Here is a 20873-nt window from a genome sequence, read left to right as displayed (position 1 = left end):
TAGTATACTATACTTTTCATTCTATTTCAAGTCTTTTTGTAATTTATCACCAGTTTTATCACCAATATTGCGTTTCTGTTTTATTATTTGTGCTGCTTTTTTAATTATTTTCTGTTATTTCCTGCATTTTTCGTGCATATCAAAACCATTTTTTTGAGAATTCTTTTGCTGCACAGGTATATCAAAAGCAGGTGTATCTGCTTTATACCGCTGATACACCTGCCTGTTTTTTAAATCATATACTATATGCCGGATATCACACCAGTTTGACGTAAATTACTCAATCGGATCTGTTTCAATGATAAATTTCACATTGCTGTCCACACCGGATGCTTTTCCACTGAAAGTATCATATGTGCACTCATCAGAGCTGAGTGCTTTGATGCGGTCGATCACCGTGAGCAGATCATCTTCTACGGTTTCTTTGAGTTTCTTGGTGCCTTCTTCTTCGAATTCAGAAGTTCCGTCTGCCAGTTCTTTTGCTCCGTCTGCCAGCTGGCTGATACCATCTGCTACCTGTCCGCTTGCGGTCTGAAGGGTACCGGCTCCTGTGAAGAGCTCATCTACGCCGGAAAGCAAGGTTGCAGAGCCATCTGTCAGAGTTGCATTATTAGATACCAGGGTAGATGCTCCTGCCGAAAGCTGCGTGGAAAGCTGAGATACACCGCTTGCCAGCTGTTTGGTTCCTTTCTGCAGTGTCTTGACCCCTGCATTCAGTACCGGTGCGTTCTGTTTCAGTTCTTTTGCTCCGGATGTAAGCTGATCGTTGTATGAGCCAAGTGAATCGAATCCGCTCAGCAGACTTGCGATTCCGGCTCCCGCACTCGGAAGAGATGCAGTCTGTGTTTTCAGAGTCTTTACATTTCCGGCAAGTGTATCGATTGCAGCATCCAGTCCCTGCATGCCTGTATTCAGTACTTTGACACTGGTTGTCAGCTGTGTCATCGGTGCTTCCGGAATGCTCACACCGGAAAGTGTTGCCAGTTTTGTCTGCATGCCATCCAGTTTTGTGCTCATCTGTCCAGCTGCACTCTGAAGGGTCTCAAGGCTGGTCTTCATATTCTGAAGTGTTGCAGTCAGTGATGCCGTGTCGATACCCGGCATGCTGATTTCGACATCCGGTGCCGTTACCTGATCTACCGCTGTCACGCCAGTAGTATCTGCAGATACGGTGGTATCCACTTTGGATACGCTCGGCAGATTTGATTTTGCAGCGGTCAGAGAATTTACCAGATCTGTATTGCCGGCTGCCTGTGCTGCTGCAATCGCTGTATCAAGAGCGGCTCTTGCACTCTCAATCTGACCATTCGCCGTGTCAATCTGACCATTTGCCGCTGCCACCTGGCTGTTTGCACTTTCAACTGCAGAATTCACAGAGGATTTTGCTGCATCGAGTTTGCTGTTGCGGTCTGCAATCTGTGCATTGACATTCTGAACGGATGTGCCCATTGCTGTTGCGATCGCAGTCTGTGCCTGTGTCTGTAAAGTAGTAAGGGCAGTGCTGATTGTCTGAAGCTGTGCTGCCAGTGACTGTCCGTCTGCCATCAGCTGTGCTGCCGGTGCTTTGATGGAGCTGTCTACTGCACCTGAAAGTTCTTTGCCCTCTGTAATCAGTTCACTTCCTGTCTGAGCAAGTCCGTTAACCTGTGATGCCAGTCCGGACAGACTTTCAAGAGAACTCTCAAGCTGTGCCGTTCCGGCTGCCAGAGCAGAAGAAGCCGCCTTGAGATCTTCCTGTGTACTGCCTTCTCCGTCCATTGCGGCATACATCTGATCGATCGCTGTGCTCACCTGTGAAAGACCTGTTGTCAACGGTTTCAGTGCTTTTGCACCGTCTGCCAGTTTCTTTTCACCTGCGATGTAAGAAGTCACACCGTCTGCCAGTGTGGAGGTTCCTTTTGTATAGGTCTGTACACCGGATACGATGCTGTTTACACCATTTTTGTATTCTGTTACTTTTCCGGTCATAACACCCTTGCTTCCGAGATATTTCTGGATACCCTGATTCAGCTGTTCTGCACCCTGTGTATACGCGTTGATTCCGCTGTCCAGCTGTTTTGCACCGCCGTTCAACTGATCGATACCATCCTTTAAGGTCTGGATTCCGTCATCAAACTCTCCGTATTTCTCATTCAGAGTATCTGCACCGTCAGACAGCTCTTTGGAACCATCAACCAGTTTCAGTGCAGCATCCTCGAGATCATCCAGGGCATCTGTCAGCTCATCGGTATCCGAGATGCTGTCCACATCCAGCTGTTTTAAAATGTCTGTCATTGCTACGGTGAAGGTGGAGTCCATCTCGAAATCCGTTACATCCGCTGTAATCTCCAGACTCTCCGGAAGTGTGATATCTTTTTCCTGATCTTTGGAAAGGTTCAGGCTTTCTTTTAAACCTGGCATTGCCACACCGATCACAATATTTCTGCTTCCATCGGATACCACTTTTCCATTGTCGATCACAATGTTGGAGAAATGTTCATCCGGAAGGATCATTCCGGTCACCATAACAAATGGATTATAAATATTTTCTGTCTTGCCGTCGATTTTTGTTGTTGTTTTTGCTTTGTTTTCATAATTTACCTGAATCTTCAGCTTTCCGCTCTTGCCGACCAGATCATTTGGATCTGTTTCTACACCATCCAGAAAATATTTAAGCTTTACAGATACCGGAAGTTCTTTGCTTGTAGTACCCTGATAATAAATATCGGAACCGTCTGCCTGCCAGCTCATGGAGTCACCGCTTCCGGTGTAAGTTTCATCGCCCTTTACATTCTCGATATCCTGCAGATCGGATTTGTCTTTTATCGTACTGTCACCATTGCTGTTTTTCAACCAGTTTGATACGGTAACGTCTGTCGTATTTCCGGATGCATCCGCATTGACATAAACGGTTTCTTCTTTTGATACATCTGCGGCAGCTGCACTTACCGGCACACCACCCATTACAGCAGCCATTCCCACTGCAATTCCTCTATAAACAACTTTTTTTGTATTTACATTTTTTCTGATTTTTTTTGCCATGATCTATTACCTCCTGCTGCCGCCTCTTCTGCGACATTTTCTAAGCCAGCTCCTCTTTTCACGTGACATTATATGCTTTGCGGCTTTTATATTTCATTAGTCACTATTGAGATGATGTATAATTTTTCGACACATTTACGGAAGTGTACAATTTTTTTACATCGCCGCTTCCTTTGCCTATTTTTCTTCTTTCTAAGAAGTAGTATAGTAGAAAGAAGTTAAGAATACTATAGGGTTTGTTTGTGTTTTTTTCTCATAAATGAAAAAGAAGGTGATATTTTGAATACACAGGACGTAACACGCTCCGTTATCCGTCTGGAACTTGTAAGAGCTTTTCGCGGTATGGAAAGTAATCCGAAACGAACGCTCCGCAAACTGGCAGATCTCGGAAAAGTATGTGCCAGAGGATCGGTGCAAAAAGAAATATTCGGCATTTTTCAGCAGTGTCTCAGATATAAAGACAGTCCTTATTTTTCTGTTATGCAGAATCTCGTCAGAAATGTATCGGCAGAAAATCTGACTACTTTCGGTATGAACCTCGGTTACAACAGCTGGACGGACGGTGCAAAAAAAATCCGTGCAAAAAGGGATAATGAAGGCATCTTAACTTCCTGGATCCAGATACTGGATCTCTCAAAGAGCGAATGGACAGCTGAAAACCTCAATGCTTTTATTGATTTTTGGAAAACATATGGTGTCTGCACTTATGCTTTCCTTCCATCTGCCTCCTTTTCAGAGAACACGTTTCTGCCGGAGGTATTTCAAAAGCAGGATGACTGTGCATTCTTATGGTTTCTTTCGGATGTGGATTCTTTCTGTATCAATATGGATGATTATAAAGATGTGCAGAATGTAATGCCAATCTTCAAAATGGAAGCTTTAATGGAATCTGAAATCCATCAGATATTAAGTGCCCACAAAAAACTTTATGGCGTTTATCAGCTATATAATGAACAGAATATCCGGGAATGCATTTCACGGAAAAGTCTGGGGCTTCTGTCTTCTCTTGCCACACCATTTTTGTTTTTTTTATCAGAAGACAGAAAAAGCGACACCAGCAGTGTCGCTTCCAGATTTGCCGTGGATACCCGCATGAAGCAGGCATATCCGTTTTTAGCTGTTGATTTTTATTCTGATATCACACGGATCAATGAGATTATTTCAGGTGATCCGCTCCCGATTCATATCACAGAACGGATGAATCGGCTGCTTTCTTCTGTTTAACTTCCAGAATCTTTTTCGCCCCCAGGGAAATTGTCTCATCCAGCTGTCGGACAAATTCTCTGGGCTGCATAATATTCTCATCCATTACCCAGCGGATAATCGCCATCAAAAAAGCATCTCCGAAAAACCGCAGAAAAAAAGCTTCTTCTTTTCCGGCACCCATGATCTGATCCGCAAGATACTTCAGATATGGATCCATCACTTCTGAAAAATATTCCTGGAAAGAATTCTGTCCTTCCATCTTTAATGCCACACGGTAAAAATCTCTTTCCTGATATAGATAATCGCAGATATCTTCCAGAAGTTGCAATGCATCTTTATATTCCTCCAGATGGATATTGCTCACAAATTCTGTATAAAAGATCCAGTTGATCAGATCGTACTTGTCTTTGAAATGATAATAAAAACTGTTGCGATTCATACCGCATGCTCCGCATATATCAGAAATGCTGATCTTGGAAAGCTTTTTTTCTTTCATCAGAGCTTTCATCGCCGCTGCCATCGCATTCCTTGTGATATTGGAATCTGCCATTTTCTCACCTCATAAACACACTTTTCCTGTATCTTATACCATCCTTCCAAAAGGTGCAAGCAACTTTTTTCCATTTTATTGCATTTTTTTCACTTTTCTTCTATACTGAATGAAACAAAACAGTATCTGTAATATCGGGCACAGGTCGAAGGACTTCCTGCCAAAATTGTAAGAATGCAACTGAAATCGGAAAGGATTATATATGAAAAAATATCATTTATTTTTGCCTCTTCTTGGCATCCTGCTACTGGTTTCCGGCGGATGCAGCAAACGAAAGGAACCGAAACCTCTGATCACGGAGGCTCCTGCAGTGGAAACAGAAATCGGAGGCTATATAACAGAAACTGAAAGCAGCACGCCGGAATCACAGTCCGTATCCGGTACGATCCGCTTGCCGATCCAGGAACCGGAACACCAAAAAGAATCCAGCACAGAATCCGAAGTTGTTTCTGCATCTATTTATATAGGAAGCAATGGAAGTTTCCGTGCTTATCCCTATGCCGGCGGAGATATTGTCACGCCGGAATCTCTGATCGCTGCAATGGCTGATCTGACCGGATGGAATCTGGATCTTGCCGAATCTGTCACCGGAGAAAATGAGAACAGTCTCACAGTCTGTTTTGCCAGATCCTGCTCTCTTTTTACTGGCACTGCATCCGCTGAAAAGGAAGCATTTCCCATCTACAGCAAGGATCAGCTTTATCGTCAGATTCTTGACAGTATCTGCTATACCTTACAGGTGAATTTTTCACAGGATCAGGATCTGTCCATCTATTATTGTACCGTCGATAAAAACGGAGAAAAAATCCCCATCGAACTGGAAGATCTTGGCATCACTGTTCCTTCCGGAGAACCTTACCAGCACTTCCCTTCTTTTTAGGATCTGTCTGCATTTCACACAATTTTCAAACAAAAAACACAATTTCATCTCATATCAAACACACAATCCTTATAAAATATTGAAAAGATTGAAAATCAGGGCGTTTTTGCCCTGATTTATAAGATCATATGTTATTTATTTAAGGAGGATATTGTTTTGATTGAAGTCAGACACTTAACCAAACGCTACGGTGACACGCTCGCTGTAGACGATTTGAATTTCACGATTGAAAAAGGCCGTATTTATGGATTCTTAGGTCCAAACGGTGCCGGCAAATCCACCACAATGAATATCATAACCGGTTATCTCGCTTCCACCGACGGAAGTGTTACGATTAACGGACATGACATTCTGGAAGACGCAGAAGCCGCAAAAAAGAACATCGGTTATCTGCCGGAACTGCCGCCGCTTTATTTTGATATGACGGTAAAAGAATATCTTGCATTTGCCGCCGAGCTGAAAAAAATCCCAAAAGCGGAACGGAAAAATCAGATAAGCAGAGTATCTGCAACCACAAAACTGGATGCCGTACAGAACCGTCTGATCAAAAATCTTTCCAAAGGTTACCGTCAGAGAGTAGGACTTGCACAGGCATTGCTCGGATCACCGGAAATCCTGATCCTGGATGAGCCTACGGTTGGTCTGGATCCAAAACAGATCCTGGAGATCCGTGATCTGATCAAAGAACTCGGAAAAGAACATACGGTTATCTTAAGTTCCCACATTCTTTCGGAAATCAGTGCTGTCTGCGACTACGTCCTGATCCTTTCACACGGAAAACTGGTAGCCAGCGACACTCTGGAAAATCTTACTTCACTGATGCAGGGACAAAATAGTCTGATTGTAACGGTGAAATCTTCCAAAGAACAGCTGAAAGAAATTCTGCGAGGCATCACAGCCGTGAAAGAATTTCACTTTATGGGCGACTGCGAAGAAGAACATTGTGTAAAAGCAGAGATCAAAACCGATCCTTCTTCCGATATCCGGGAACTGCTTTTCTATCAGCTGGCAGAAAAGAATCTTCCGATCCTTGCCATGCAGCTTGTGAGACTGTCACTGGAAGATATCTTCCTCGAACTGACTGCCGATGATCAGGCAGCAAAAAAAGTGATTACCGGTACACCATCTTCCCCTACAGAAAATGCGGACGATACCGATACCGACACGACAGAATCGGATACAGAGAAAGGAGACAACGAAAATGCTGTGCATATGTAAAAGAGAAATCCGAAGTTTTTTTCATTCTATGATAGGATGGGTGTTCGGTGCATTCCTGCTTCTGATGGCGGGTATTTATTTTACTGCCTATAACCTGAATTATGGCTATCCACTGTTCAGTTATACGCTCTCTTCCATCACCTTTCTGTTTCTGATCGTGTCACCGATCCTTGCCATGCGAACGCTTGCAGAGGAACGCAAACAGAAGACGGACCAGCTGCTTCTCACTGCACCGGTGACGGTATGGCAGATTGTGTTTGGAAAATACCTGGCACTGATCGTCACTTTTCTTCTTCCGGTCGTGATCCTGTGTTTCTATCCGCTGATCATGGCACAGTACGGAAGCATTGCTTTTGCATCTACTTACGTGGCACTGCTTGGTTTTTTTCTGCTTGGATGTACCTGCCTGGCTGTGGGACTGTTCTTCTCGTCTCTTACGGAAAGCCAGATTCTTGCCGCAGTCGGAACCTTCGCTTTTCTGCTGGTATGTTATCTGATGGATGGAATCAGCGGATTTTTCCCGGAAACTGCCGGTGCTTCCCTTTTTGCACTTGTTGTCATTGTTCTGCTTATAGGTTTGCTGATTTATCATACCACACAGAACATCCTGCTTCCGCTTGTGATCGGTGTCATCGGTGAAGGTGTCCTTGCCGTTCTTTATTTTGTGAAACAAAGCATGTTCGAAGGCATCATCCAGAAAATACTGAATCTTTTCAATATGTCCAGTCACTTCAGCAATTTTACGAATAGTATTCTTGATCTTACCGGTGTTGTCTACTATCTTTCCTTTATTGGAATTATGCTGTTTCTGACGGTTCAGAGCATTCAGAAAAGACGTTGGAATTAGGAGGTTTCGCCATGAACATCAATTTAAAATCAAAAAAGCCGGCTAATATGCTGCAGCCAAAAAACAAAAAACTTTTAAAGAAGGGATCTTACAGCCTTGCTTTTACGGTTGTCGTCCTTGCGATCGCCGTCTTTCTGAATCTTCTGATCGGTGAGCTTCCTTCCTCTGCAACGAAAATAGATGTCAGTGAAAATAAACTTTACAGTATCGGTGACGTGACAAAGAACGTTGCTTCTTCTCTGACAGAAGATGTTACCCTTTATCTTCTTGCAGAAGACGGAAGTGAGGATGCTACATTAAACGAACTTCTGACACGTTATGCAGATCTCTCTTCTCACATTAAATATGAGAAAAAGGACCCGGTTCTGAATCCAAGCTTTGCTTCTTCCTATACCGACGAAGATCTTGCTTCCAACAGTGTGATCGTTGTCAGTGACAAACGAAGCAAGGTGATCCCTTACAGTGATCTGTATGAAAGCAGTGTCAATTACCAGACTTACTCTATGGAAACAACTGCATTTGACGGTGAAGGTCAGGTCACCAGTGCGATCGCCTATGTCACAACAGAGGATCTTCCGATCCTATATACATTAACAGGACATGAAGAAAATGATCTTGATTCCTCCATGCAGTCTGCTATCGAAAAAGAAAATATCGAAGTTCAGGAACTGAATCTTCTCACAGCCGGAACGGTTCCGGAAGACGCATCCTGCCTGATGATCAATGCTCCGCAGAAAGATTTCTCCGACGATGAGACCAGTGCCATTCTGACCTATCTGCAAAATGGCGGTCATGCTTTTCTGGTATCCGGATATACCACAACGGAAATGCCGAATTATCATTCTATTCTGGAACAGTATGGCGTTTCTATTGAAAAAGGCGTTGTTCTGGAAGGTGACAACAATCATTATGTTTCCGGAAATCCTCTTTATCTGGTGCCGGAGATCCAGTCCTGCGATGCTACCGGAAGCCTTTCCGGCTCAAACAGCTATGTGCTGATGCCGATCGGTCAGAGTATCAAAACACTGGACAGCAAATCCGATGACATCACAGTAACCGATATGCTGACTTCTACCAGTTCTGCATATTTAAAAGCAGATCCGGAAAATATGGAGAGCCTTTCCAAAGAAGAGAACGATGAAAGCGGTCCGTTTACTCTGGCAGCAGCCATTACCGAAGACATCGGAAACGGATCTGATTCCGAAGAAGAGGCCGAAACAGAAACTATTGTAGAAGGGGAAAGCAGTGCTTCTCAGGTTGAGGCTGAAAGCGAAACAGAAGCTGCCGAAGATGCAAAAGAAACCAGGCTGGTCGTTCTTGCAAGCAGTCAGTTTCTGACCAGCAATACAGACTCTGCTGTTTCCGGCGGCAATACAAAACTTCTCACAAACGCTTTAAGCTGGATGTGCGGACAGAGTTCCAGTATCTCCATTCCTTCCAAGAGTATGCAGCTGTCTTATCTGACCCTGACATCTGCAAATGTCAACCTCTGGAGCATTATTACCATTGCCGTTCTTCCGGTTCTGTTCCTAGTAACCGGCGGTGTGATCTGGCTGAAAAGGAGGAAAAAATAATGAAGAAAAAATCATTTGGACTGGCTGCGGCCGTTGCTGTTCTGATCGTACTTGGTGGCAGTTATGCATTGCTTGCCAACCATAACCGGATACAGGAGTCGGAATCAGCTGCTGCGGAATCGGAAACTGGTGTAGCAGTAGCAACGATCGCCTCTGATAAAGTCTCTTCTTTTCAGCTGGCAGACGGTGATACTTCTTTTACGCTGACAAAAACAGACAACAGCTGGATCTGTGTTCAGGACGAGACGTTTCCGTTATCCAACGATGCTGCTTCCGAACTGGTAAATACCTTCTCTTCCCTCCAGGCTGTGCGTGATCTTGGCACTGCACAGGATGGGGAAAATTATGGATTTTCGGAAAACGCTCCTACGGTCACGCTCACTTCTTCCGACAGTACAAACTGCAGCTTTGTTCTTGGCGAAGCCAACAGCATGACCGGTGATTATTATCTGAAACGTGAAGACAGCGGAGAAATTTATACCGTAAGCTCTTCCCTTGCAGATTCCTTTCATAAAACGTTAACGGATCTGGCTGAAATCGAAAGTTTTCCGACGATTTCTTCCGATAATATCCAGGAGCTTTCGATAACCGAAGAAGGTACGACACTGCTTTTTGAGAGCAGTACCACCGGTTCGGTAAAAACCTGGCAGATTTCCCAGTCTCAGGACGGAGGCAAAACAGAAAGTACTCCTGAAAAAGCGACCGTAAACACCGTGACAACCCTTGTGGACCACCTCGGAAATCTTTCTTTTGACAGTTTTGTGGATCATAAAGAAGAAAACAAAGAAAAATACGGACTGAAGAATCCGTCCATGACGATAAACTTCCAATATACCGAAGCGACAGATTCGGATGATGCTACAACGGAAGCCGAGTTAGAAACAGACCCTTCTTCCGAAACAGAAAGCGAAACAGCAAACGAAACCGAACCTGCCGAAATTCTCAGCGGAACTCTCTATGTGGGAGAACAGGCAGAAGACGGATCTTACTATGTTCAGCTCGATGGAAGCAATAATATTTATCTGATGTCAGCGGATAAACTGTCCGCATTCCAGGGATTAAATTACGATGATTATCCGGAGAGTGAAGAAGAAAGTACAGAAAGTGAAACCTCCGCCGAGTAGAAATTTACTGTTTTTTCTTTTTCAGTACAAAAAGATGAAATGAAAGTGTTATAGAGTGCCGGACGCAAAAAGACAGGGCACAATTTACACTTCTATAATCTTTTTTTGTTTTGCACAGAAGAAAGAAATAGCCTCCATACCGTCTGCCCGGCAGTTTACGCTATGGAAGCGAAAGTGAATTCAGCAAAATAATTTTGGCTTGAGAAAGCTTTTTGCTTAAGCGACCCCTGGCAGGCCAGGAGCTTTTAGCAATGTGCAAACGAAACCGCATTGTAAAACATAGTGCGTAAAATAATACAACCATGATGAATTCGAAAACAAATCGCTCTGACGGTAGCGAGGCTTCCGTCGTGAGGTTTGCGATGTTGCCGCCCCAGAGAGCCGCTGTCTGAGCCTCGAAGAGGCGAGTTTAGGCGAAGGGCGGCTAACACACGAGCGAACCGAACAGGAAACGATGCGTGTCAGGAGATTGTTTTCGAATCATCATGGCGTCTTATTTTATATCTAAGTTTTTCTAACGCCCATCTTCTTGCCCTTCGGACAAGAAGCATCCCTCGCTCTAAAGAGCTCGGTCAATTTTTATTTGGTGGTAGACCCGAATCCTCCGTTTCTGACTGCCGTTGCATCGTCATCCACGGTAATCCCATACTCTACAAAAATCCCCTGCATAAATCCCTGACCTTTTTCTACGGTCAGTGTCTTCTCTTGTTTGGCATCGTTTGTAATCTTTGCAAACATATGACCTTCGTTATCGGAATAGAAATAATCGCTGTCTATGATTCCGACACTGTTGTCCAGCTGCAGGCGGTATTTGAATCCCAGGCCGCTGCGAGGGTATAACTTCAGCACCCATCCTTCTTCCATCTCAACGCGGATCCCGGTCGGGATTTTGATAGTTTCGCCGGATTTCAGGCTAAAGGTTTCCGGTGTATAAAAATCGTAGCCTGCAGATCCTGCGGTTGCACGTTTTGGCAGTTTGATATCTTCGTAAATTTTCTGAAGTTTTGCTTCTGTAGTCTGAGGGAACTCTCCCATCCATCCTTCTTTAAACTGTTCAAAACTTACTTTATGAAATTTTGCTATTCTTTTCATGCTTTTCTCCGTTTTCTGTGTCATAGGACACGGTTGTACAGGTATCCCTTATTGTCTCAGGTTCTTTTTTTGAACATGGATACTGTCCATACTATTCGCAGTACAGACAGACTTTTCCTGTTTCCAGTGATTTTGGCACATCGATTACCCGCTGATTGCTGCTGCCTTTCCAGTGAAGCTGCACATTGCGTTTGTCTTTCTCATATTCGCCGTCTACACAGACATCCACATACTGCATCACTTCAAAATGGCTGATCTGTTCCCACAGATATCCGGTGTACAGCCAGATTGTTTTCGTTGGAAATTTTTCTCTGATCTCATGCACCAGTGCACGGATATCCAGACGGTTTGCCGGATGCAGCGGATCTCCGCCGCTTAAGGTAATACCGGAGACATAGCTTTTGCCCAGTTCCTCAAACAGCTCGTTTTTTGCTTCCTGGTTAAACGGAATGCCGCCATTTGGATCCCAGGTGATCGGATTCTGACATTCCTCACAGCAGTGATTGCAGCCAGAAACCCAGAGTACAACACGCAATCCGTCTCCGTTTAACATATCGTCCTTTGTTATATTATGGTATCTCATATCGTCTCCTTGTTTCTTATCATACATAAATTTATCCAGAGTAGTAACACGTCGGTTTGCTGCTCTCCTGTCGGGGCGGGATTCAAAAAACTTGTAAGTGCTGTTTCTACCTGTCACTTAGTTGCCGCACTCGATACTGATCTCATTGAATAGATCAAGCACATCATCTACATTCATATTTTTCTTCTCTTCGCCCTTTTTGTCAAGGATTACTTTTCCCTGATGCATCATGACGATACGCGTGCCGTATTCGATCGCATAGCGAAGATTGTGGGTAACCATGATGGATGTGAGCTTCTTTTCACGCACAATCTGATCCGTCAGACGCATATTGATCTCGGCAGTCTTTGGATCCAGTGCAGCCGTGTGTTCATCCAGGATCAGGAAATCCAACGGTGTCATCGTGGACATCAGAAGTGACATTGCCTGTCTCTGTCCTCCGGACAGGGCTCCGACTTTTACATGAAGCTTATCTTCCAGTCCGAGATTCAGCGGACGGAGCAACTCGCGGTAAGCTTCTTCTCTTTTTTTGTTGACACCCTTTCCAAGGTTATAGGCTTTTCCTTTATTCTCTGCCATTGCCATATTTTCAAGGATCGTCATGGACGGGCAGGTTCCCATGGAAGGATTCTGAAAAACGCGTCCGATTCTTCCCATGCGTTTATATTCCGGCATATTTGTGATATTGGTGCCGTTGATCAGGACAGCTCCTTCATCAATCGGAATGCTCCCGCAGATAATATTCAGCATGGAAGTTTTTCCGGAACCGTTGCTGCCGACAACCGCAACAAACTCACCGTCATCGACTTTAAAATTAAAATTGTTGAACAGGCACATTTCATTGACTGTGCCAGGATTATAGTATTTATAAATTTCTCTGAGTTCAAGCATCGACTTTCACCTTGACCTTCCTGTTTCGTTCCATTCCAAGCACCAGGATCAGCAGGAACAATGCCGCTGTGATAAATTTCAGGTCCGTGGACTCAAAACCAAAACGAATGGCGATTGCCACACATGCTTTATAGATCACCGAACCGATTACCACGCTTGATGTCACACGCAGAATCGTTACTTTACGGAAAAGGCTGGTTCCGATGATCACACTGGCAAGACCGATGACCATCGTTCCAGTTCCCATGGATACATCGAAATATCGCTGTTGCTGTGCAAACACACAGCCACTTAATGCCACCAGGCCGTTTGAGATCGCAAGACCCACCACCTTTACCTTTCCTTTGTTTACACCAAGGGATGTAATGATATGATCATTATCCCCGACTGCACGCAGCAGCATACCGGATTTCGTTCTCAGATACCAGTCCAGAATGTATTTGCTGATCAGGGTGATGATCAGAACAATGATCACTACCTTAAAAGAAGAAAGGCTTTTTGGAATGATTTTATCTACCAGATCATTCTGGAAAATGGTACTTTTATTGTAGATCGGCAGGTTTGCCCTGCCTGCGATTCGGAGATTTACCGTATAAAGGGCCGTCATCATAATGATACCGGACAGCAGATCACGCACTTTTAATTTTACATGGATAAGGCCTGTCAATGTTCCGACTACAGCCCCGAGCAGAAAACAGATTGGCAGTGTCAGCAGCGGGTTTACATCTCTGCTGATCAGTGCTGCTGCGATCGCTGCTCCCATCGGGAAACTGCCATCTACCGTCAGATCCGGAAAATCCAGGATTTTGTATGTAATATAAATTCCAAATGCCATGATCGCATATATCAGTCCCTGTTCCAGGACGCTTATCAGCAATGCCATATCAACCTCCGATTATTCCACTGTGATCTCATCGAAAACTTCTGCCGCACCATCTACGGTAGCCTGATCCAGCTCAAAGTTCAGTTTGTCAGCAACTGCGGTATTTACATAAAGGCTTGCACCGCTGCATACTTCATACGGCATTTCTTCTGCCTTTGACTCACCTTTTAAAATCTTGGCTGCCATCTCGCCGGTCTGTTTGCCAAGGGCGATATAATCAATACCCATAGATGCCAGACATCCGCTCTTAACCTGTTCGATTTCAGAACCAAATACCGGGATATTCTTCTCATCTGCGGCTGCGATCACGGTCTGCAGTGCAGATACAACGGTGTTGTCTGTCAGGTTGCTGATGCAGTCTACCTTGGATGCCAGATCCTTTGCAGCCATCTCAACATCTGCTACGGTATTGATACCGCTGTCAACAATCTCAAAATCATAATTCTCTGCCAGCTCTTTGTATTCTTTGATCGTGCTTACGGAGTTTGCTTCGCTTGTTGTGTAAAGAATACCGATCTTCTTTGCATCTGGCATCAGATCACGGATCATTTTCAGCTGTTCCTCAACCGGAAGTTTATCAGAGGTTCCAGTGATATTTCCTACGGAATTGCCCTCTTCATCTGCAAGTCCTGCACCGACCGGGTCAGAAACTGCGGTATATACTACCGGGATCTCACTGTCCAGACAGCTGTTATAGGCACTCATGGCACTCGGAGTTGCGATTGCACAGATCAGATCCACATTTTTGGATACAAAGTTATCAGCGATTGTACTTGCGGTTCCGGTATCTGCCTGTGAATTCTGGTATTCTACTGTCAGATTGACACCTTCTTCGATCCCAGCACTTTTTAAACCTTCCAGGAATCCTTCGCGGCAGTTATCAAGAGAACCGTGCTCTGCAAACTGAGAAATACCGATGGTATAATCACTTTCTGCCGCACTGCTGTCTGCGGATGTTTCACTTCCGGTTGATGCCTGTGTATCTTTTGCAGTGTCTGAACTGCCGCATCCTGTCATCATTGCCATAATCATCGCTGTTGTCATAATACCTGCTAATACTTTTTTCTTCATAAAAGTCCTCCTTCTTCTGCCGTGAAACAGTTACAATTTTCTGATAAATAAAAAAACGTCTCAAGCTTTTCTGCCTGAGACGCTGATATTCATCAACGCGGTACCACTCAAATTGACTTCTGTCCACTTTGCATGTACATAGTTATACATTCCAGATTGATAACGGGTTCGGTTCCCGACAACGCCTACTCTCCTGTCTGGATTTTGGGCTGCCCTCAAAAGTCCATTCAATCATCCACGCCGTACTGCAATCCCACCGTCTGCAGCTCTCTGTGTCTTTATGGAAAATCTACTCTTCTTTCTCATCGGTTTTTCCTATACAACCAATAGTAATACTTTTTTGCGTTCTTGTCAATGAAAATTTCTGTTTTTAATCCACTGTGATCTTTCTGTGCAAAGAACTGCACAGAAGAATCACGATCAGATCAGAGATCATTTGACGGGTGCTGATCTCTAGCCCAGCCTCCGGCACAGGAAACGGCTTTTTTCCATCCTTTTCGGACTTCTTTTCGCCAGTTTTCTTCCTGCTTTGGCAAAAAGGTATGCTCCAGCGCCCAGTTTTTTCGGATTTCTTCGCTGTTTTTCCAGTAGCCGACTCCGATGCCGGCAAGATAGGCAGCTCCAAGGGCTGTCGTCTCGATGCATTTCGGGCGTTCTACTTTTGCATTCAGAAGATCGGCCTGAAACTGCATCAGGAAATCATTGGCACAGGCTCCGCCGTCCACTTTCAGGGATGCAAGTGACAGACCTGCTTCTTTTTCCATCGCTTCGATCACATCCGTGACCTGATAGGCGAGTGACTCTACCGTTGCCCGGATCAGATGTTCTTTTTTCGTGCCGCGTGTGATGCCGACGATCGTTCCTCTGGCATATGGATCCCAGTACGGTGCAGCAAGTCCGGTAAATGCCGGGACGACATAGATACCGTTCGAGTCCTTCACTTTTTTGCAGTATTCTTCGGATTCTGCCGCATGATCGATCATACGCAGATCATCGCGAAGCCACTGAATGGCTGCTCCTGCCACAAAAACGCTGCCTTCCAGTGCGTACTGTATCTGATCGTCAACTCCTGCTGCAATCGTAGTCAGCAGTCCATTTTTTGAGATGACCGGCCAGTCTCCGGTATTCATCAGCAGGAAACAACCGGTGCCATAGGTGTTTTTTACGTCACCGGAGCGAAAACAGCACTGCCCGAACAATGCAGCCTGCTGATCCCCGGCTGCTCCGGCTATCGCAATACCGTCACCGATCAGACAGTCTTTTGTATAACCGTAGACACCACTCGATGGTTTTACTTCCGGCAGCATTTCGCATGGAATATCCAGTTTTTGCAGGATTTCTTCGTCCCATTTTCGTTTATGTATATCAAAGAGCATCGTTCTGGATGCATTGGTGTAATCGGTGACATGTGCCTGCCCGCCTGTCAGTTTCCAGATCAGCCACGTATCTACAGTTCCAAACAGCAGTTCGCCATTTTTTGCACGTTCTCTGCCTTGTTCGATATGATCAAGGATCCAGGCAAGTTTGGTCGCCGAAAAGTAAGCATCTGGGATCAGTCCTGTTTTTTTGTGGATTTTTTCACCAAATCCGTCTTTTACCAGTTCCTCCACTTTTTCTGCAGTCCTGCGGCACTGCCAGACGATCGCATTGTATACCGGCTTTCCGGTTGCCTTCTCCCAGACTATCGTTGTCTCTCTTTGATTGGTAATGCCGATCGCCGCAATGTTCTTTTCCGTTACACCGATCTTGCCCATCGCCTTGGCTGCTACCGCGATCTGCGAAGACCAAATTTCCATCGGATCATGTTCGACCCATCCAGGTTTTGGGAAAATCTGCGTAAATTCCATCTGTGCCATACTGCAGATGTTTCCCTGCCTGTCAAATAAAATGCACCGGGAACTCGTGGTTCCCTGATCCAGTGCCATAATATAGTTCTGCATTTTTACCCCCATTTTATCTTAGTCGGAGAAGACTCCCACTTCTATATTAAGTCCGGAAATCCGTCTCTCGCTAAGACCGATTTTTTATTTGCCTTTTATTATACATTTGGATCTACCAAAAATCCAGTAAAAAACAGGGATTCATTCATCCCGGAACAGACATTTTTTCATATCTTCCGGAAACGGTGCTTCAACGGTGATCCGCTTTCCCTCAAATGGCTGATAAAAACAGATCCTGAATGCATGAAGTGCCGCCCGTTTGATGCCGGTAAAGCAATTCTCTGCATCCACATCTGCTTTTTGATCTGTGTCCGCAAAATACAGCCGATCTCCAATCAGCGGATGCCCTGCATCTGCCATATGTACGCGAATCTGGTGTGTTCGTCCGGTTTCCAGGGTAAGCTGCACCAGTGCCGCTTCCATATACTGTTTCTGCACCTGATAATGTGTGACTGCCGGTTTGCCGTCTTTTGAAACACACATTTTCATCAGGCTTCCGGGCAAAGGTGCGATCGCACCGTTTAATGTTCCGTTCTTTTCTGCAAATATGCCGCTGCAGATCGCCAGATATGTTTTCTGCAACCTGCCGTCTTCTCTTTGTCTGGAGAGTCTTGCCGCTGCCGCACGGTGTTTTGCAAACAGCACGATGCCGCTTGTCTCCAGATCCAGCCTGCCTATGCTGTGAATTTCCACCTGCTGAGTGTTCTTCCGAAAATAATAGGCAAGCTGATTGGCCAGCGTATCCTGATAATGACCATGCGACGGATGTACTGCCATACCGGCTGGTTTATTCACTGCGATCACATCCGCATCTTCATAGAGAATGTCCGGCATTTGTTCAAAGGACAGCAGATGTGCGGAGCTGCTGTTTTTTGTTTCCAGCAAAACTTCCAGCACATCGCCTTCTGACAGTCTGGTCGCCACTCTTGCCCGCTGCCCGCCCAAACAGATGCCATTTTCTGTAAATTTCATGCTTCTGATCTGTGCATTTGAAAATCCGGCAATCTGTTTTAAATATTGCTGTATCGTCAATCCTTTTTCTGCTTTTTCAATAAGGTAGGTTTTTTTATTCATCTTTCGTCTGTCCGCTTTCTGCTACTCTTTCATCTTTGGCTGGAAGATCAGGCTGGCAAGATAGGAAAAGATCAGAGCTGCACTGATCCCGACGGCACTTGCCTTAAATCCTCCCATAAAAATCCCTAAAAATCCATTTTCATCGACTGCTTCTTTAACACCTTTCCAGAGTACGTTTCCGAAACCGAGAAGCGGCACCGAAGCACCGGCACCGGCAAATTCCACAAACGGCTGATAGATGTTAAAGGCTCCAAGCAGTGCTCCGCTGCAGACTAGGATCACCATCACACGTCCCGGCATCAGTTTTGTTTTTTCAAGAAGGATCTGACACAGGGCACAGATCAGTCCGCCCACCCAGAATGCTGTCACATAACTCATGTTTGATACGCTCCTTTCTGTCCGCTAACAATGTTCGATCACGACCGCATGAGCGATCCCGGGCACGGTCTGCCCTTCGTTAAAGCTGACCGTAGAGAGCAGTGCTCCGGTCGGAACAAAAAGAATCCGCTTCCAGTCTCCTTTTTCTATTTTCGGAAGGATCATGGCGGAAAGCGTCACTGCGGAACATCCACAGCCGCTTCCGCCAGAATGTGTATCCTGTAACTTACGGTCATAAATTTCGATTCCGCAGTCCATATGCTGCTTTTTGATATCAAACCCTTTCTCTTTTAGCAGCTCCAGCAGGATCGTCTGGCCGACATAGCCCAGATCTCCTGTAATGATGCGGTCATAATCCTGTGGCTGCCGGTTAAAATCCATCAGATTCTGACAGATCGTATCTGCCGCTGCCGGTGCCATGCAGGCTCCCATATTCAGAGAATCCCTCACACCGTAGTCCACTACTTTCCCGGTCGTGATTCCGGTGATTTTTGCATGGCTTTTCTGTGCTGAGAGCAGAAAAGCTCCGCTTCCGGTGACGGTCCAGGTCGCAGAAAGAGGTCTTTGATTCCCGTATCCGAGCGGAAATCGAAACTGCTTTTCCGCACTTCCAAAGTGGCTGGAAGTCACGGCAAGTACCTGATCGGCATACCCTGCACTTACCGTCATTGCCGCCAGTGACAGGGTCTCTCCACAGGTAGAACAGGCTCCATACAGTCCAAACAGCGGAATTTCCAGCTCTTCTACACCAAAAGATGTGGCAATGAGCTGCCCTAACAAATCTCCTGCAAAAATATAGCGAATCTGTTGCGGCATCTTCCCTGCTTTTTCCAGTGCCAACTGGATTGCTTTTATCTGAAGCATGCTCTCCGCCTTTTCCCAGTTTTCTTCCCCAAGCATGGGATCCTCACAGATCAGGTCGATTTTTTCTCCAAGCGGCCCTTCTCCTTCTTTTTTGCCTGCCACAGAGGCACTCACAAAAAGATAAGGCGGCTTCTCAAAACAGATACTCTGCTCTCCGGTCATACTATTCATAATCTTATTCCTGCCTTTTTGACGTTATTTCATGCCCTTTGTTTTTGATTGGAATCTGGTTTTAGTATGGCTTTTATATGAAAAAGTATACCATGGTTTTCTGGTTTTTCCTTTGATCTGACACATCTTGAAACCTGACATCTATTTTTCGCAAAGTGCTTATTCTGAAATGCTCTGGCTTCGCTCTTCTAATTTCTGCAAAACTTGATCTGCTGCCTCCCCGGTAAGCGGTGTCGGCTGATAATTGTTGTAACCCTCTGCCGAAGAAACACTGCAAGGAATGACTTCGTAAGACGCATCTACGATCTCATGTTTTCCGTTTACGGTAAATTTCTGCTGAAAGATGATCGTATCCATCTCTGTCGGATTGGTATTTCCGCCAAAGCAGAAGTTACCAAGACTGTAAGCGATCGTCTTTCCTTTATAACCGCCAATCCCCTGGATAATATGCGGATGATGTCCGACGACCACATCAGCCCCCTCATCGATTGCCAGATGTGCAAGCGTTACCTGATTTTCATCCGGGACAGTAACAAGCTCATTGCTCCAGTGAAAAACTGCCACAATAATTTCCACTCCGTCTTCTTTGAGTTTTGCAATATCACTTTTTACCTGTGGTATGCGTTCCAGATGATCATCCAGCTCATAGATACCGAAAAATCCGATTTTGACGCCTTTGACCTCGATCACCGACGTATCATCGTAGCCAAAGGTTTTGATTCCATTTTCTTCCAGGGTATTTACCGTATCCTGAAAGCTCTGCTCTCCATAGTCATGGCTGTGGTTATTTGCCATATTTGCTGCTTCCACCGATGAGGAAGTAAGGATCTTCACAAATTCCGGATCGCCTTTGAAGGCAAACTGTTTGTCTGCACGTGTGGTTTCTTCCGTAAGCGTACCTTCCATATTTATGATCGTCAGGTCATCTTTTTCAAAAATATCCCGCACATTCTTCAAGAAATATTCCGGACCGTTTGCCTCATAGTAAGCATTGAAACCGGTATCCCAGGCAAACTGCTCATCTGTTCCCAGAATACAGTCTCCGGTAAAGTTAAGCGTCAGATTGATCCTTGTTGTATCTTCCGTCTCGGTCTGTGTTTCACTTTCTGCAGGCTGCTCGGTCTGTTTTTGACCAGATGGTACGTTTTTGATCATTTTCCCGATCACACGAACTCCCCCATACACTGCAAGTATGAGCATCATACAGGCCAGAATCAGTGCAAAAATATAATTTCGTCTCCGGATCTTCAGCCGCTTTAAATGTACTTCTTTTTTTCTGCGGATCAGTTTTACTCTTCTTTCCTCATCCTGACAGTCCAGGATGAGGATCGTCAGCTTCTGTTCTGCCCGACACAGGCGTTCTTCTCCTGTAAGTTTGTTCCAAAATCTCTTCATTTCCCTCTCCCTTTGTTTCTTTTGTATTTTTGTGAACTACTCGGTAACTGAGTTACCAGAGCATCTGAAATCTGGCGGGATACCGTCTTTTTTCAGGGTGCGTCCATGACA

18 protein-coding genes are annotated in these 20873 nt (G+C 45.1%); 6 read left to right on the top strand and 12 right to left on the bottom strand.

Going from position 1 to position 20873, the window contains the following annotated elements; genetic code table 11:
* Window positions 1-276 precede the first annotated feature (276 nt).
* On the bottom strand, window positions 277-3021 hold the full coding sequence (locus tag GPK60_RS00530; RefSeq protein ID WP_173897120.1) for a hypothetical protein: 2745 nt from the start codon (window positions 3019-3021) through the stop codon (window positions 277-279).
* 279 nt (window positions 3022-3300) lie between these two features.
* On the opposite strand from GPK60_RS00530, the gene GPK60_RS00525 reads away from it, so the two are divergent.
* Window positions 3301-4245: a hypothetical protein gene (locus GPK60_RS00525; protein ID WP_215658643.1), complete on the top strand. Its 945-nt coding sequence runs from the start codon at window positions 3301-3303 to the stop codon at window positions 4243-4245.
* Here GPK60_RS00525 and GPK60_RS00520 read toward each other — a convergent pair.
* Window positions 4208-4777, bottom strand: coding sequence for a TetR/AcrR family transcriptional regulator C-terminal domain-containing protein (locus GPK60_RS00520; RefSeq protein WP_147631543.1), 570 nt, complete (start codon window positions 4775-4777; stop codon window positions 4208-4210). The two genes, GPK60_RS00525 and GPK60_RS00520, sit on opposite strands and share 38 nt — an antisense overlap.
* A gap of 202 nt (window positions 4778-4979) precedes the next feature.
* On the opposite strand from GPK60_RS00520, the gene GPK60_RS00515 reads away from it, so the two are divergent.
* The 5 genes from GPK60_RS00515 (at window position 4980) to GPK60_RS00495 (ending at window position 10420) form a co-directional block, all read left to right on the top strand.
* Window positions 4980-5657, top strand: a complete 678-nt coding sequence (locus GPK60_RS00515; protein ID WP_173865840.1) for a hypothetical protein — start codon at window positions 4980-4982, stop codon at window positions 5655-5657.
* 156 nt (window positions 5658-5813) lie between these two features.
* Window positions 5814-6875, top strand: coding sequence for an ATP-binding cassette domain-containing protein (locus GPK60_RS00510; protein ID WP_215658642.1), 1062 nt, complete (start codon window positions 5814-5816; stop codon window positions 6873-6875).
* A gap of 28 nt (window positions 6876-6903) precedes the next feature.
* Window positions 6904-7722 carry an ABC transporter permease gene (locus GPK60_RS00505; protein ID WP_346727697.1) on the top strand — a complete coding sequence of 273 codons (819 nt, stop codon included), beginning with the start codon at window positions 6904-6906 and terminating at the stop codon, window positions 7720-7722.
* 11 nt (window positions 7723-7733) lie between these two features.
* Entirely contained in the window at window positions 7734-9296 is a 1563-nt protein-coding gene (locus tag GPK60_RS00500; protein ID WP_215658640.1) for a Gldg family protein, read from the top strand.
* A complete protein-coding gene (locus tag GPK60_RS00495; RefSeq protein WP_215658639.1) occupies window positions 9296-10420 on the top strand; it encodes a DUF4340 domain-containing protein in 1125 nt (374 codons plus the stop codon). Before GPK60_RS00500 ends, GPK60_RS00495 begins: the two co-directional genes overlap by 1 nt.
* Before the next feature lie 579 nt (window positions 10421-10999).
* On the opposite strand, the gene GPK60_RS00490 is transcribed toward GPK60_RS00495, so the two are convergent.
* The 10 genes from GPK60_RS00490 to GPK60_RS00445 all read right to left on the bottom strand — a co-directional run bounded on the left by GPK60_RS00490 (window position 11000) and on the right by GPK60_RS00445 (window position 20762).
* Window positions 11000-11512 (bottom strand): hypothetical protein, encoded by a 513-nt coding sequence (locus GPK60_RS00490; protein WP_022119628.1) that lies wholly within the window; start codon window positions 11510-11512, stop codon window positions 11000-11002.
* Between the two features lie 91 nt (window positions 11513-11603).
* Window positions 11604-12095, bottom strand: coding sequence for an anaerobic ribonucleoside-triphosphate reductase activating protein (gene nrdG, locus GPK60_RS00485; protein WP_022119629.1), 492 nt, complete (start codon window positions 12093-12095; stop codon window positions 11604-11606).
* A 117-nt stretch (window positions 12096-12212) separates the two neighbouring features.
* Window positions 12213-12986, bottom strand: coding sequence for an ATP-binding cassette domain-containing protein (locus GPK60_RS00480; protein ID WP_022119630.1), 774 nt, complete (start codon window positions 12984-12986; stop codon window positions 12213-12215).
* On the bottom strand, window positions 12979-13869 hold the full coding sequence (locus GPK60_RS00475; protein ID WP_022119631.1) for an ABC transporter integral membrane protein: 891 nt from the start codon (window positions 13867-13869) through the stop codon (window positions 12979-12981). The genes GPK60_RS00480 and GPK60_RS00475 overlap by 8 nt, the downstream gene beginning before the upstream one ends.
* A 12-nt stretch (window positions 13870-13881) precedes the next feature.
* On the bottom strand, window positions 13882-14940 hold the full coding sequence (locus GPK60_RS00470) for an ABC transporter substrate-binding protein (RefSeq protein WP_022119632.1): 1059 nt from the start codon (window positions 14938-14940) through the stop codon (window positions 13882-13884).
* Window positions 14941-15365: 425 nt separating this feature from the next.
* A complete protein-coding gene (gene glpK, locus GPK60_RS00465) occupies window positions 15366-16880 on the bottom strand; it encodes a glycerol kinase GlpK (protein ID WP_173897128.1) in 1515 nt (504 codons plus the stop codon).
* Window positions 16881-17021: 141 nt separating this feature from the next.
* Window positions 17022-17954, bottom strand: a complete 933-nt coding sequence (locus tag GPK60_RS00460) for an RluA family pseudouridine synthase (RefSeq protein WP_215658638.1) — start codon at window positions 17952-17954, stop codon at window positions 17022-17024.
* Window positions 17955-17975: 21 nt separating this feature from the next.
* Window positions 17976-18332 (bottom strand): stage V sporulation protein AE, encoded by a 357-nt coding sequence (gene spoVAE / locus GPK60_RS00455; protein WP_022119648.1) that lies wholly within the window; start codon window positions 18330-18332, stop codon window positions 17976-17978.
* Window positions 18333-18356: 24 nt separating this feature from the next.
* A complete protein-coding gene (gene spoVAD, locus GPK60_RS00450) occupies window positions 18357-19367 on the bottom strand; it encodes a stage V sporulation protein AD (RefSeq protein ID WP_215658637.1) in 1011 nt (336 codons plus the stop codon).
* A 159-nt stretch (window positions 19368-19526) separates the two neighbouring features.
* A complete protein-coding gene (locus GPK60_RS00445) occupies window positions 19527-20762 on the bottom strand; it encodes a CapA family protein (RefSeq protein ID WP_215658636.1) in 1236 nt (411 codons plus the stop codon).
* Window positions 20763-20873 lie beyond the last annotated feature (111 nt).

Origin of the sequence: Ruminococcus sp. MCC718 (assembly GCF_018783905.1) — a bacterium.
In the GTDB taxonomy this organism is placed as follows: domain Bacteria; phylum Bacillota; class Clostridia; order Lachnospirales; family Lachnospiraceae; genus Hominisplanchenecus; species Hominisplanchenecus faecis.
Note: the sequence above shows the minus strand (reverse complement) of the source record. Positions and strands in the feature narration are given on the sequence as shown.